The 13,473-nt window shown below is 63.3% G+C and carries 9 protein-coding genes and 1 pseudogene; 3 read left to right on the plus strand and 7 right to left on the minus strand.

Annotation, left to right across the window (positions count from 1 at the left end):
• Positions 1–47 precede the first annotated feature (47 nt).
• From MF134_RS14950 to MF134_RS24050, 5 genes and pseudogenes are all read right to left on the minus strand, one after another.
• Complete coding sequence (locus tag MF134_RS14950; RefSeq protein WP_255340262.1) at positions 48–395, minus strand: response regulator; 348 nt, start codon at positions 393–395, stop codon at positions 48–50.
• Between the two features lie 133 nt (positions 396–528).
• The gene (locus MF134_RS14955; protein WP_255340263.1) at positions 529–2,520 is read right to left on the minus strand and encodes a putative bifunctional diguanylate cyclase/phosphodiesterase; all 1,992 of its coding nucleotides are present in this window, start codon (positions 2,518–2,520) and stop codon (positions 529–531) included.
• Positions 2,521–2,759: 239 nt separating this feature from the next.
• On the minus strand, positions 2,760–4,220 hold the full coding sequence (locus tag MF134_RS14960; protein WP_457590001.1) for a cryptochrome/photolyase family protein: 1,461 nt from the start codon (positions 4,218–4,220) through the stop codon (positions 2,760–2,762).
• A 198-nt stretch (positions 4,221–4,418) separates the two neighbouring features.
• Entirely contained in the window at positions 4,419–7,883 is a 3,465-nt protein-coding gene (locus MF134_RS14965) for a caspase family protein (RefSeq protein WP_255340264.1), read from the minus strand.
• 39 nt (positions 7,884–7,922) lie between these two features.
• A pseudogene (locus tag MF134_RS24050) lies at positions 7,923–8,246 on the minus strand (peptidoglycan-binding domain-containing protein); the annotation flags it as partial.
• Between MF134_RS24050 and MF134_RS14970 the strand changes: the two are divergent.
• A complete protein-coding gene (locus MF134_RS14970) occupies positions 8,139–8,591 on the plus strand; it encodes a hypothetical protein (protein WP_255340265.1) in 453 nt (150 codons plus the stop codon). The pseudogene MF134_RS24050 and the gene MF134_RS14970 sit on opposite strands and share 108 nt — an antisense overlap.
• Here the strand turns inward: MF134_RS14970 and MF134_RS14975 are convergent.
• Entirely contained in the window at positions 8,527–9,240 is a 714-nt protein-coding gene (locus tag MF134_RS14975) for an OmpA family protein (protein ID WP_255340266.1), read from the minus strand. The two genes, MF134_RS14970 and MF134_RS14975, sit on opposite strands and share 65 nt — an antisense overlap.
• 804 nt (positions 9,241–10,044) lie before the next feature.
• A complete protein-coding gene (locus MF134_RS14980; protein ID WP_255340267.1) occupies positions 10,045–11,052 on the minus strand; it encodes an asparaginase in 1,008 nt (335 codons plus the stop codon).
• Positions 11,053–11,192: 140 nt separating this feature from the next.
• Here MF134_RS14980 and MF134_RS14985 point away from each other — a divergent pair, with 140 nt between their 5' ends.
• Together MF134_RS14985 and MF134_RS14990 are read left to right on the plus strand one after the other, a co-directional pair.
• Complete coding sequence (locus MF134_RS14985) at positions 11,193–11,936, plus strand: DUF3750 domain-containing protein (protein WP_457590002.1); 744 nt, start codon at positions 11,193–11,195, stop codon at positions 11,934–11,936.
• 232 nt (positions 11,937–12,168) lie between these two features.
• A complete protein-coding gene (locus tag MF134_RS14990; protein WP_255340268.1) occupies positions 12,169–13,338 on the plus strand; it encodes a zinc-dependent alcohol dehydrogenase in 1,170 nt (389 codons plus the stop codon).
• Positions 13,339–13,473 lie beyond the last annotated feature (135 nt).

Genomic DNA, 13,473 nt, shown 5'->3' on the forward strand with positions numbered 1-13,473 from the left:
GAGACCTCCGTTTTCGGGTCTTCAAGACGCGGCACCGTTACGCGCCGTCAAGCCGCCAATGGCAGAACGCTCTCGATCTGATGCGGCTGGAACGGCTTGGTGATCCGCGGCACCGAGCGGAACTCACTCGGAATACGGCCGGTGCTTCCGGAAACGAAGCAGAACGGTACGCCACGTTCCATCAGCCGCTTGGCAAGCGGGATGGATGTTTCGCCGTCATTGTCGAGTTCCACGTCAAGAAGTGCGAAGTCGACGTCGCCATCAGCCTGCCTGGCGTGGGCCAGAGCGTCCTCTAGGCTCGACAGAAGAATGACCTCGGCAGACAGATGGTTCTGCACGATGTCTTCCAGGTCCCAGGCGATGATCGGCTCGTCTTCGAGGATTAACACTTTCATGACGCATCCCTTCCTTTTCGAACCAAATGCTTCGCAATCCATTCGGTTTCGTCGAAGGAGTGTTCACGAAAGATCACAGTGAATGAATTCTTGATACGCGCACGGTGAGCGGGTCCGGCGACTTGCTCGGAGATCAGGCTCTCTGCCTGATGTCGGACCGATCGACCTTGCGCCCCGGAATTCGAGCGCGCGGATCGAATCGGGACAGGATCTCGGCCGCAACTTCCGTCGCCGGCATCGGCTTGCCGAAATAAAAGCCCTGCAGCTGGTCGCAGCCGAGCGAACGCAGAAACTCCACCTGCTCCTCCGTCTCGACGCCTTCCGTCGTCACCTTCATCTTCATGTGGTGAGCCAGGGAAACGATGGTGGCGATGATCTGGTCGACATTGCGCTCCCGGTTGATCATCGCCTTCATGAAGGACTGGTCGATCTTCAGTTTGTCGAAGGGGAAGCGCCACAGATAGCCGAGCGAGGAATAGCCCGTGCCGAAATCGTCCATGTCGATGGAGATCCCGAGCTTCTTCAGCGCCACGAGCTGGTCCAAGATGGTGCCGGAGCGTTCGAGGAGCAGCGACTCCACCACCTCGACTTCCAGACGCCGCCCGTCGATGCCTGCCTTGGCGAGGGCGTCGCGGATGATGTCGACCAGATCGCCGTCGACGAACTGGACCGCACTGAGATTGACCGAGACGAAAAGCGGTTCCGGCCACTGGGAGATCTGCCGGGCCGCTTCGTAGATCACCCAGGTGCCGATGGTCTTGATATAGCCGCGTGACTCGGCGATCGGCACGAATTCGGCCGGTGAAACATACTCGCCGTCCTGGTCGCGCAGCCGCAGAAGCGCTTCGAACCCGACGACGCTGCCATCTTCGCCTTTGACGAGGGGCTGATAGAACAGCTCGAATGCGTCGTTTTCGATGGCCTTGCGCAGGAGCGCCTCGATCTGGCGCCGGCGATGCATCTCCTCGTCCATGCGAGGCTCGAAGAAGATCAGCGGCTCCTGCCGATCGCCCTTGTGGTGAAAGTGCGCGATCTCCGCATGCTTCACCAGTTCGGAATGGGTGCGGCCGTGTTCGCTGACCATGGCGCAGCCGATGGAGATTTTCGGCGTGACGGTCTGCCCCTTGAGTTCGACCGTTTCGCCGACGGCTTCGGTAAGGCGGCGCGCCAGCGCGACCACGTCTTCCAGCGGGCCGACGCGTCGATGAAGGATCGCGAAGTCATCCGGCCCGATCCGGGCGAGAAGGTCGCCGGGACCAAGGCTCGCCGCCAGGCGGCCGGCAACCACGCGCAACAGATCGTCGCCGCAGGCCTGGCCGAAGCTGTCGTTGATTTCCGCCAGATCGTCGAGGTCGATGTAGAGATAGGCAAGCCGCTCCCGCGTGACGCGGACCTTTGTCAGGATCTGGTCGGTCTCTTCCTGCATGCGCCGGCGGTTCAGGAGGTGGGTCAGGGCGTCGTGATCGGCGAGGAAGCGGATCCGTTCGTCGGCTTCGGCGATCTTCCGCTTGCGCATGAGATAGAGCAGGAAGGGCAGGCCGGTCGCGCACAGAAGCACCAGAACGACGAGGGCCGACGTGCGGGCGAGCGTGGTCTGGTAGTGATAGCGGTCGGCGATCATGTCGGCGACCACCGAAACGAAGCCGATCTTCGTGCCGTTTCTGATCAGGGGCGTGATGACGGAGGGATTGGTCTCGCCGTCGTCATACACAATCTGCCAGTGGCCGGGTTTCGAGATCACCGAATGGGACAGCCGGTCGCCGGTTGTCACGCCGCCGGGCCTGTCCCGCAGCAGCCATTCGTAGCGGTCCGACCGGGAACGGAAGAGTTCGTTGCCCTCCCGGTCGAAGATCGCAAAGCTGTCGATATTCGCCAGATCGGCGACCCGGCGCATGGTCGTCTCGGCGTCCGGATCGCGGGCGATGCCGGTCATGAAGGCGTCGATATTGCCGTCAGGGGCCATCAGCAGGTCAGCAAAATTCTGGCCGCGGCTGCGCATCTCCGCATCGACCAGCTTCCCGACGGCGGCATTCCCCAGAGCAAGCACGCTCACGGTCACGAACGCGATGAACGCTATGACGCCGAGGATGATTGCCCAATGCTTCTTCAGAAGGGTGAAAGCCATGGCCCTTTGCGCTCGGTGGTAGCGGAAAGGATAGGCGGGAGAGGTAAATTTTTTCACAAGTCTTGAAGAGCTGAAGAGCCGATGTGCTTCGTTTCCTTCCAATAATCTTCAAGACTAGGCGGTCCGTCTTATGCCGAAATTGCCACTGTCTCAGGGCATCGCAGGGGCGGTGGTGGAGCACCACAGGCCTTGTGCTCGTGCCACGACGACCGGTCTTGCGGCCCCAACGCAGGCGCCGCTCAGCCCTTGACCTCGTCATAGGCCGCGAGCGCCCGTTCGCGCGCTTCGCCATGATCGACGATCGGTTTGGGATAGGTCTCGCCGAGAGCGACGCCCGCCTCTTCGAGCGTCTTCTGATCGGCTTCCCACGGAGCATGGATCGCCTTGGCCGGAAGATCGCGCAGCTCAGGAACGAAGTTGCGGATGTATTCCCCCTTCGGATCGAATCTCTCGCTCTGGGTGATCGGATTGAAGATGCGGAAGAAGGGTTGGGCGTCGGCGCCAGACCCACCGATCCACTGCCACTGCGCCGTGTTCGACGCGATGTCGCCATCGACCAGCGTGTCCCAAAACCAGCTCTCGCCTTCGCGCCAGTGGATCAACAGGTCCTTGGTGAGGAACGAGCCGACGATCATGCGCACCCGGTTGTGCATCCAGCCGCGATGCCAGAGCTGACGCATGCCGGCATCGACGATCGGATAGCCGGTCAGACCCTTCTGCCATGCCTTGAGGTCTTCGGAGGAGCGACGCCAGGGAAAGCCGTCGAACCGGTCATTGAAATTGTCGCGCTCCAGACGGCCGAAATTGAAAAGAAGGTGATAGTTGAAGTCGCGCCAGACCAGTTCCTGGTGAAAGGTCCGCAACGCTTCGTCGGGAATCGTCTTGCGCCGTGCGGCGTAGGCTGCGGCTTCGTGCCAGAGCCGGTAGGGGGAGATCTCGCCCCATCTGAGATAGGGCGACATGCGCGAGGTGTCGTCGGCGAAGGGGCGCTCGCGGCCCTTGTGATAGTCGGCGAGGAGTTCGTCGCAGAAATGGTCGAGCCGTTCGTGGGCGGCCTCTTCACCCGGCGTCCAGAACTCCCGGATGCCGCCGGCCCAGTCCGGCTTGGTCGGCAGGAGCTCCCAGTCATCAAGTTCGTCGGACTTCGGGAAGGTGTCTGGTTGCGAGAAGCCCTTGGGGGCGTCGATCGGATCGCGGGGCTCGGTTTCGGATAGGTTTTTCCAGAAGGGCGTGTAGACCTTGTAGTAGCCGCCCGACTTGGTCTCGACGGACCCCGGCTCATGCAGGAGATTGCCGGTGAACCATTCCGCCGAAACCTCGTCGCCGAGCGCTTCGACGACGTCCTCATCGACCTTTCGGGAGGCCGGGTCGTAACGACGATTGAAAAACAGGGCCGTGGCGCCCACCCTGTCGATCACCTCCAGCACGTGGTCCTTTGCCTTGCCGCGCCGAAGGATCAACTGCGAACCGCGGCCACGCAGGCTCCGGGCGAAACTCTCCAGGGAATGGTGCAGCCACCATTTGTGGGCACCGCCGAGCGGCCGGACGTTCGGCGAGTCCTCGTCGAGGACGAAGAGCGGGACGACCGGCCGGCCAGTTTCGGCCGCGTGCGCCAGCGCCGGATTGTCGTCGAGCCTCAGATCGTTGCGCAGCCACACCACGATCGGGCCCGAGCCCTGCTTCGCCTCTTTCGCCATCATGCGCCTTCTGTCGCGTTCGTCTTGCCCGCCATTTCGGCGGACCGATCCAATTAGAGGCGGCTACGGACGTTGGACATGGTGGCGGCGCAAATGCGCGGCAAAGCGTGCTCCGAACGCCCTGCCCCGCAGGGTGCTTCAGAGCGGTGGCGGCATAAGGTCGCGTGTGATGTGCGACCCGGCGCGAGAGCCGATCGGCGGCTAGAACAGCGCGAAATCGCCGATCATCTGGTTGCGCGCGATCCAGGGGGTCTGGGCGCCGCGGGTGCGCATGACGACCTCGCGCTTGACCGCACCGTAGAGCTCGGAGATCTCGATCGCCCCATTACCGTTGCGGTCGGTCGTCGCGCGGTCGGCGACGAGGGCCGCTTCAATGGCGCGGGTGAAATAGCCGCCCTTTGCCTCGTCGCTTTCGACCGCCGCCTGCCGGCCCTTGGAGGCGGCGAAGACGACGACGCCGGACGGCGCGGCATCGAGGATCGAGCCGACCGCCGCGTCGTTGGTGGCGAAGAGGTTCGAACCGGCAAAGCCCGACTGGCAAGCGTCGATGAAGACCGCGACGCGGGTCTTCGCCTCGCCGACGATCGCCGCGAGCTTCGCCCAGGGAAGCGCGGTGTCCTGAAGTGCGTCAAGCTTTGCAGCGCTCGGCACCAGGTAATAGCCGCCATCCGGCGCCTGCAGACCGTGTCCGGCATAGAAGATCGCGATGGTCTCGCCCTTCGGCACGCTGTCGACGAGGCGCTGTGCCTCGGCCAGAATGCGTTCCGCCGAGGCGTCCTCGTCGAGAAGCAGGGTCTTCGAAGCGATCTCGACATCGGTTCCTGTGGCACCGGCCAATCGCTCAAGCGATGAAGCAAAGGTCGCGGCGTCGGTCGTCGGGCCGTCGAGTTGGGGGATCGCATCGTCGGCGAAGCGCTCAATGCCGATCGAAAGGACATGCACGCGTCGCTTGGCATCGGCGTCCGGACCGAGATCACGGCCCATCGGCAGGCTGACAACCGACGCCTGATCCGTGGCGAGCAACGACATCCAGCGACTGCCGGGAAGGCGATCGACCGTTCGGGTGATTTCGGCCTCCTCGCCACGCCTTTCGAGCGGAATGGTGTCGGTCAGAAGCCCGTCCTGGAACACCTGCAACCGGGCGAGCGGCTCGACCCCGCGAGCCTTGGCCGTCACCGCGATCCTGTCACCACTGTCCGGTTCCTCGGAGTCGATCGTCGCCGTCAGGTCCGGCGGCGGGGAGAGCTCGATGGGCCGCTCTTCGAGCGTGCCGCTCAGGACCTTGTCGACGAGCCCTTCGACCCTGAGCTTGGCGTCGAACTGCTGGAAGGAATATTCCCCAATCCGGCCAGGAAACTGGAAAGCGACAAAGGACGCGCCCTCGGCCGTGGCGTCGAAGCGCCCGTCCGGCAGCCAGACAACGATCTCATCGTCGGCATAGCGGCCGTTCAGCGCGATCGAGCCATCCGCCATGCGCAGGATCAGGAACTGGCCGTTCTTGAAGGTCACCAGAAGATGCTCGCGATCCTCCAGCATGTAGGCGCCATCCATGATGTCGCCCTGCGGAATGCCGAAGCGCTTCATGCGCATGGTGTTGGAGACGATGTCGTAGACGCCGACTCCGTTCGCGGCGGACGACCAGATGACGAGGTCGTCACCGAAGACGCGAATGTCGAAAGCGCAGGCGTCGAGCGACATCGGGCAGATGGTGCCGATATTGGTGCTTTCGTCCTTTAAGTCCCTAGATATTTCGGCAGAGTCTCCAGCGCCTCGGGAACTGTGAAGCTGGGTAATAGGATAAAGAAAGGCGGCGGAGCCGTCGGCGCACTCGCGATGTGTTAGCCAGTAAATATCGTCTCCTGCAACCCATCGCCAAGACCGATCGAAAAATAGTGGTATGTAAGTTTTGTTGTCGCTATTGGAATAATCTGTCTTTCCTGTGCGTGGATCTTCGAAAGACCCACAACCCCGCATCTCACGAAACATGTCTTGCGCTAAGCCGGTTTCGCTCGCTATCCTATCAGTGAACTTTCTTCTGATAGATTTATTCCGATAAATAATATCATCCGTGGTGATAGATGTCTGCTCCTTCGTCGTTTCCGATGGGAGTCGATTTAGTGTGACTTGTTCCTTGTCGATATCCTTGCTTTCGAAAAATTCCACGGATCGTGAAGACGCAAAAGAAAGCGAGAAACTATTGAGGCGATCAGTTAATTTCTTGTGATCCCTGCCGTCGGAGCGAGCATATGAGGTAGCATTGGCTTTCGGACGCCAGTCTGTAATTTGCGCTTGGAGGTTGGCGACTTGGTAATCTGATGAAGTTTCGATCGAAGTCGTAATGGGTGTATCTTCACCCTTGGTTGTCCGTTCTGTTTGACGTGGACGCGCGTCGATCACAGGCGAATGATCGCGAATTGTAGCGAGATTGACACGGCTCGTTACAGCCGCTTGAGCTTTTGCATAAGCGCGTATTCGGGAGGAACTGCCGCGCACCTGTGCTGCGTTTGAGAGGCTGGCAAATAGGGTTCCTCCCGTAGCATCTTTGCCAAACCCGCTTTCACCACTAAGGATCAGATAGTTGTTCTCAAGGTCTATGCTGAAGCCCTTGCCAATTTCAAATCCGCAGATCCGGCACGCTGCCATCGAAGCGTCTGATACAATCTGTCTGCCGCTCGTCGTGTCGTAGATTGTTGTCAGGCCGAATCCGCCCCAATTTGCGATGAGCAGGCTTTCTTCGTTGTGCCACGCCGCCGACCAATGTTGGGTGAATATGACCTTGCTTCCGTCCAGCGATGACAGCAACAAGAGACCGTTGATGATGCTTGTATCGTCGCCGTTGTGATCTCGCTTGTCTTGCGTGTCTAACAGCACGAACCGCCCCGTCGGGGAGAATGCTGGATCCGTCCCCGCCCGCTCCAGAAGCTCTGCGCCAGTCGCCGTGTCGATGAGGCGGAAGCGGTCTTCATAGACGACGATCTGCCTCGTCCCGTCCGGTGAGGTGATGATGTCCGTCGGCGTGCCGAGATCGGTCGGATCGTTCACGACGATCTTCGGATTGCCGGCGGTCTTCGCCCGCACGGCGAATTCGCCTGCGCCCTCCGGGGCGAAATGGACGGCGCAGCCATCATAGCCGACGGTGGTCCATTTCACCGTCATGTTTCGGGCGAAGACCGGGGCGACCGTGATGGTGCCCGAAGCTGGCGCTTCCCGGCCGAAGAGCGGGATGACCGCGCGTGTCCGCTCCTTGTCCCAGGCGATATCGTAGGCCGCGCGCGCCTCCGGCAGGAGGCCGTAGAAGCCGGTGCTGCCGCCGAGCCGCACGGGCTCGGAGAAGGAGGCCATGAGGAAAATCGGTTCGCGCTCGGGGAAAACGCCGCGACCCCAAGACAGCGTCAGCTCTTCGCCGACGGACAGCTCCGTCCGGTCGAAATTCATCAGCATCTCGCGGCCGAGCCGGTCGATGATCTCCCTGCGCTCGGCGCATGTCTTGTCGCTGGCAAGCTCCCAGCGGCCGTCGGTCGCCGGCCCGGCGCTGGTCTCCGCCAAGTCGGACGAAGCGTCCGGCCGGGTCGTCGCCACCGCCACCTGCGAACCGTCGGATGCATCGTCGCCGGAAGCCGGGTCAGGGGAGGAGGGCCCCCCGCCCGCCGCCGCCGCGATCGCCATCCGATAGGCTTCGCGGACCTTGGTGACGTCCGGGTCGAGGCCGCGGCTTCGGACGAAGGCGGCAATGGCGCGGCCGGTGGTTCGGCCGAGCTGGCCGTCGGGCTCGCCGGCGTCGAAGCCGAGGGAATTCAGTGCCTTCTGATAGGTGAGGATCTCGGCTTCGGTGAGCGTGTCCTCGCCGCGCGCGACGTCGCTGCCACCGCCCGAGCCCAGGAGTTGCGCTCTTTCGCTGTCGGTCAGAACGCCGGTCCGCGGATGGCCGAGGCTGGCCTGGAAGCGCTGGATCGCGGCGCGTGTGCCGGCGCCGGCCAGGCCGTCGACGGCACCGGCCTTGAAGCCGCGGGCATTGAGCTGCCGCTGGATCGCCGCCGTGGTGGTGTCGCCGCGTGGCGCCTGTCGGCGGGACGGAACCCGGCCGAGCAGCACACGGTCCCGCCCGTCCCGGCGCTGGAGCTCATTCTGAAGGAGCCGTCCGCCAATGCCGAGGATCGTGCGCAGCGCCCGGTCGTCCGCCAAGGCCGCTCCCGGCGGAAACGCCATGAGAGCGGCGAGAGCGAGGGCGACGACACGAAACACCATCATCAGCAGTCCAAACCCGGATTTCGGCGGGCCTCGGCGGTGGCGCCGGACCCGCGCGCCGGCATTACCTCAACAGAACGATCTGCACGCGGCGGTTTTCCGCCGCCAGCGGATCGGCGGGATCCTTGAGATCACTTTCGCCGCGCCCGGCCACGACAAAGCGTTGGTGCTCCGCCCCGGTCAGGAGCATCAGCTGGTCGCGGACGGCCGCCGCGCGCCGGGTAGAAAGCGCCTGGTTGTAGGTGTCGCTGCCGGCGGCGTCGGTATGGCCGATGACGACGAAGCGGGATTCGGCAAAGCGCGGGTCGGACACGGTTTCGGCCAAGGCCCGCAATTCGGGCCCCGACGAGGGCAGTGGCGCATCCGCGCCATAGGCGAAGAGGATTTCGACATCGATCGAGGGCAGGGGGGCCGTATCCGGCTCGTCGTCCTCGACGATCAAGAGACGGGTGCGCTCGCCGGGCCGAAGCTGCGGCTGCTTCTTCGTCGCCGCAACCCGGCATTCCGAGCCCTCCACGATGTCGAGGTCGCAGAGTTCCGTGCGGCTGAACGAGCGCGAGGCCTGCGCGGCCTTGGGCCCGCAATCTTCGGCCTCACCGGCCAGACAGTCGCCCAGCGCCGCCGGCTTCTTTTCCGGCGTCTCCCCAAGGAATTCGCCGAGGTCCATCGGTTCCAGACGTTCGGTGGATTGCTGCGCCTGACCACTCGCCGGCATGAGTGCCGCGAGGCTCAATGCCGCCAGCGAAACGAGGAATGTTCGCGCCTTCGATCCCGTCATGTCGTCTCCCGCCAACAAGATCCTTGCCTTTGGCCGAACCGGCAGAAGGCCGGCGTGCCATCCTGACGAGTGGAAAGATCAGACCGATTGGATCGGCGAAGAACTTTCCAGACGTTCGGCAAGCCGGCGTTGCGTAAGGTCAGATTATCGGCGGGAAATACGGTGTCAACCGAAAGCGGCTGAAGCCCCAGGTTGCGGGCGCGACATCAAGCGCTCCAAGGGGGACCGTTTTCAGCAGAGCAGATATGCATCTGCGCCCCAGCCGCCATGAAGCGGGGAGGCGATCTGAAAAAGAAATGAGATGGCTGAAGTGCCACCCGGGGAGCGGCGAAAGTTCGAGCCTGTTTCACGGCTTCCGCGGCTCGTAGGCCGCTCCCGAGTGCTGCCAGTCGGACGCGCCGCTAAACAAGATCCCGTACAACAAATCCTGCTGTCTAGGCGGCAACCTGCTGGGGTGGTTCCATCGCGACCTCCCAGTTCCTTCCCGTTTGCAGGAGAAAGACTACGCCGATCTGCGAATCCGTCAAGCAATTTCGGAGAAGTGCTGTCTTTTTATAGTTGGCGATGAACCGGTTTGCTTGGCTGATGGATCGGGCGCGTGGGACTCGGGTGAGCGGTTCGGTGGATCGACGGGATTTCGTGTTCGGGGTCACCCTCTCGCTTCGTCATCCCCGGCCCTGCGGGCCGAGTATGATCAGGCGGAGATGTCGTGACATCTGAAATTCCGTTGGCCCGAGCTTCCTCGACCGCGTCCATAGAGGGCAACGCTAACAGACTCTGGAATAGATCAGCCGAATCTCGCCATCAGGCCTCCGGCAGCGTGACCCGCAGCGAGCCCACCTGCGTTCCGCGCCAGTTCTCCAGCGGGCGTTCGGCGAGGCGCTTGTAGGTCGAAGCCAGTTCGGCGTCTTCGTTCTCCAGCGCCTTGGCAAGCACGGCTGCGGTGAGAAGATCGCTCGCCCGGCTCGCTCCGTCGTCGATCTTCAGGGCAAAGCCCATGCCGAGTTCCGGCAGGAGCCCGCAGAAGACGCCTTCCGCGCCGGTCTTGACCAGAACGCGCCCCGGGGCGGCCTGCATCAGCCGCATGCAGGCCCGGTTCGTGCCGGACATTTCGAAGGGCGCCGCCATGCAGGCAGAAATCAGCGACTGGGCCGCTTCGGCGCGCTGCGGATCGATCCCCTTGCCTGAGGCGAGCTTGGCGAAGGCCGTGGCCCAGGCCCGGAGTGCGGCGGCATAGGTCGGGATCGAGCAGCCGTCGGTGCCGCAGACGTCGACATGGAGGCTTTGGCCGAGGAGTTCTTCGATCGTCGCCTTGACGCGGACCTGGCCCGGATGGTTGGGGCCGACATAGCCGGCGGTCTCCTCGCCGCGATGAACCGCGGTCAGGAGGAACCCCGCATGCTTGCCGGAGCAGTTGTTGTGAAGCGTGCTGGGCGTCTCGCCCTTCGTGACCATGTCGCGCGAGACCTGGGGATCGAACGGCCAGTGGCAGCCACATTCGAGCGCGCCCTCGTCGAGGCCGGCCTTGTCCAGCATCGCGCGGGCACGGTGCACGTGGGCGGGTTCGCCGGAGTGGGAGGCGCAGGCGAGCGCAAGATCATGCTCGTCGAGCCCGAAGCGCGCGGCCGCGCCGGTCTCGATCAGCGGCAGGGCCTGGATCAGCTTGATCGCCGATCGTGGAAAAACCGGTCGGTCGATGTCGCCCGCCTTGGCCACCATCCGCCCGTCGCCATCGATCAGGGCGAAGGCGCCGCGATGGGCGCTTTCGACCAGGGGACCACGCGTGGCTTCCACGAGGATGGGATTTTCCATGAGTTCCGACCCGTCTTGTGCGCAATTGTTGCCGAGAGCAGCATTCTTGCCCGATTATTGCCGAGGGCGGCATCTAGGGCGTTGGTTGCGATTGGGCACCATCCCGCCGGTCGCGAAGACGGAGCATCGAAATCCTGGCCATGACGCGCATGTTGAAACTCGCCCTCGTCGCCATCCTGGTGGTCTACCTCGTGCCGGCGGCGCTTTCGGCCGGGCTCTGGTACACATCCGACCACGCCACCTCCTGGCGCACGGCCGACTGGTCGTCCTCCGGGCTTCTGCCGGCGGCCGGCGCCGACGAGCGCGCGGCGTTCTACATTCTGTCGGCGCGCACCGGCGGGCTGAAGGGGGCGGTGGCGGAGCACTCCTGGATCGTCGCCAAGGAAAAGGGCGCCGCCCGGTACGAGCGCTGGGACAAGGTCGGCTGGGGCAGCCCCATCCGCCACAATGGCTACGACGCCGATGGCCGGTGGTATTCCAACGAGCCGCGGGTGGTGTTTTCGGCCTTCGGCGAGCGGGCGGAACGTCTGATCCCTAAGGTGCGTGAAGCGATCGACGCCTATCCCTTCGCCATGCGCGGCGGCTATCACATCTTTCCGGGGCCGAACTCCAACACCTTTGTCGCCCATGTGATGCGGCACGTGCCGGAGATCGACGTGGCGCTGCCCTCGGTTTCGGTGGGTCGGAACTATCCGTCCGACGGTGACCTCGTCTTCCTCGATCCCGACAGGCGGGACCTTCACCTCTCGCTGTTCGGCTATGCGGGGCTTTCCATCGGCTGGAAGAGCGGGCTGGAGGTCAATCTTCTGGGACTCGTCGCCGGCATCGATCCGCGCCGGCTGGGCGTCAAGATTCCTGCTTTCGGGACCTTCGGCCTGCTCTGATCATTCTGTCTTGTGGCTGTCAGTTGGTGTCGTTTTCGAGAAGCTGGTGCGGACAGTCGGCGCACATCGCCGGAGTGGCAGGCCATGCAGCGCTCACGAAAGACCTTAGTCGGGTAGGCACTTTGCCGATTGCGGCCGGGGAACGATCGTCTCTAGCCGGTCTTTCATCAGCATATCCAGAAAACGGCAGTCGGGGCGCGGAGCGCGCCCGCTGCAGATGACGGGACGTCCGATGAAAGCGATCACCTGGCACGGCAAACATGACATGCGATGCGAAAGCGTCCCGGATCCCCAGATCGAACAGGGCCGTGACGCCATCATCAAGGTTTCGAGCTGCGCGATATGCGGTTCCGACCTCCATTTTTATGACGGCTTCATGCCCGGCATGGAATCCGGCGACATTGTCGGCCATGAGTTCATGGGCGAGGTCATGGAAGTCGGTCGCGACAATTCCAAGCTCAAGGTCGGCGACCGGGTCGTCGTGCCCTTCACCATCGTCTGCGGCGAATGCGACCAGTGCAAGCGCGGCAATTTCTCGGTCTGCGAGCGCTCCAACCGCAATGCCGACGTCCAGAGGAAGATGTTCGGCCATGCCGGTGCGGGCCTCTTCGGCTATACGCACCTCACCGGCGGCTATTCCGGCGGCCAGGCAGAATATGTGCGCGTTCCCTATGCCGATGTGGGGCCGGTGAAGATCCCGAACGGACTTTCCGACGACGAGGTTCTGTTCCTCGGCGACATCCTGCCGACCGGCTGGCAGGGCGCGGCCAATTGCGACATCGAGCCGACCGATACGGTAGCGATCTGGGGCGCCGGGCCGGTCGGCCTCTTCGCGCTGCAGGCGGCGAAGATCATGGGCGCGCGCCAGGTCATCGTCATCGACGAGGTCGCGGAACGACTGCAGCTTGCGGCCGACAAGGGCGCGATCACGATCAATTTCCAGGTCGAGAGCACCGTCGAGCGGCTGAACGAACTCACTGACGGCAAAGGCCCGGAGAAGTGCATCGACTGCGTCGGAATGGAGGCGCACGCGCCCTACGGCGCCGAGCACATGTTCGACCGCGCCAAGCAGGCCGTCATGGCGGAAACCGATCGTCCGCATGTATTGCGCGAGATGATCTATGTCTGCCGGCCGGGCGGCACCATCTCGGTGCCGGGCGTCTATGGCGGCATCGTCGACAAGATCCCGTTCGGCGCGGCGATGAACAAGTCGCTGTCCTTCCGCATGGGCCAGACCCATGTGAACAAATGGACCGACGATCTGCTGCGGCGGGTGCAGGAAGGCGAGATCGACAGCGGCTTCATGATCACCCATCGCGGGTCGCTGGAAGACGGTCCGGACCTCTACAAGAAGTTCCGCGACAAGGAAGACGGCTGCGTGAAGGTGGTGCTCAATCCCTAACCCATGAGTTCCGAACGTTTGGGCGCTTAATGGAAAAGAGCGACCTGAAGAAAAAGCGATCGGCGGGGCGGCGACCGAAGAGGATGCCGTCCCGCCGATTGCGTTTCGCCATTCCGGGCCCCGGCGGTGGACGCA

The sequence above is a fragment of the Jiella marina genome, assembly GCF_024359545.1.
GTDB lineage: Bacteria > Pseudomonadota > Alphaproteobacteria > Rhizobiales > Rhizobiaceae > Jiella.

What these genes read in the sequence shown, in the direction of transcription:
- MF134_RS14975 (WP_255340266.1), bottom strand. Translation starts at nt 9,240, where the DNA reads ATGACGGGATCGAAGGCGCGAACATTCCTCGTTTCGCTGGCGGCATTG.
- MF134_RS14955 (WP_255340263.1), bottom strand. Translation starts at nt 2,520, where the DNA reads ATGGCTTTCACCCTTCTGAAGAAGCATTGGGCAATCATCCTCGGCGTC.
- MF134_RS14970 (WP_255340265.1), top strand. Translation starts at nt 8,139, where the DNA reads ATGGCCGAGGCTGGCCTGGAAGCGCTGGATCGCGGCGCGTGTGCCGGC.
- MF134_RS14980 (WP_255340267.1), bottom strand. Translation starts at nt 11,052, where the DNA reads ATGGAAAATCCCATCCTCGTGGAAGCCACGCGTGGTCCCCTGGTCGAA.
- MF134_RS14965 (WP_255340264.1), bottom strand. Translation starts at nt 7,883, where the DNA reads ATGGCGATCGCGGCGGCGGCGGGCGGGGGGCCCTCCTCCCCTGACCCG.
- MF134_RS14990 (WP_255340268.1), top strand. Translation starts at nt 12,169, where the DNA reads ATGAAAGCGATCACCTGGCACGGCAAACATGACATGCGATGCGAAAGC.
- MF134_RS14985 (WP_457590002.1), top strand. Translation starts at nt 11,193, where the DNA reads ATGACGCGCATGTTGAAACTCGCCCTCGTCGCCATCCTGGTGGTCTAC.
- MF134_RS14960 (WP_457590001.1), bottom strand. Translation starts at nt 4,220, where the DNA reads ATGATGGCGAAAGAGGCGAAGCAGGGCTCGGGCCCGATCGTGGTGTGG.
- MF134_RS14950 (WP_255340262.1), bottom strand. Translation starts at nt 395, where the DNA reads ATGAAAGTGTTAATCCTCGAAGACGAGCCGATCATCGCCTGGGACCTG.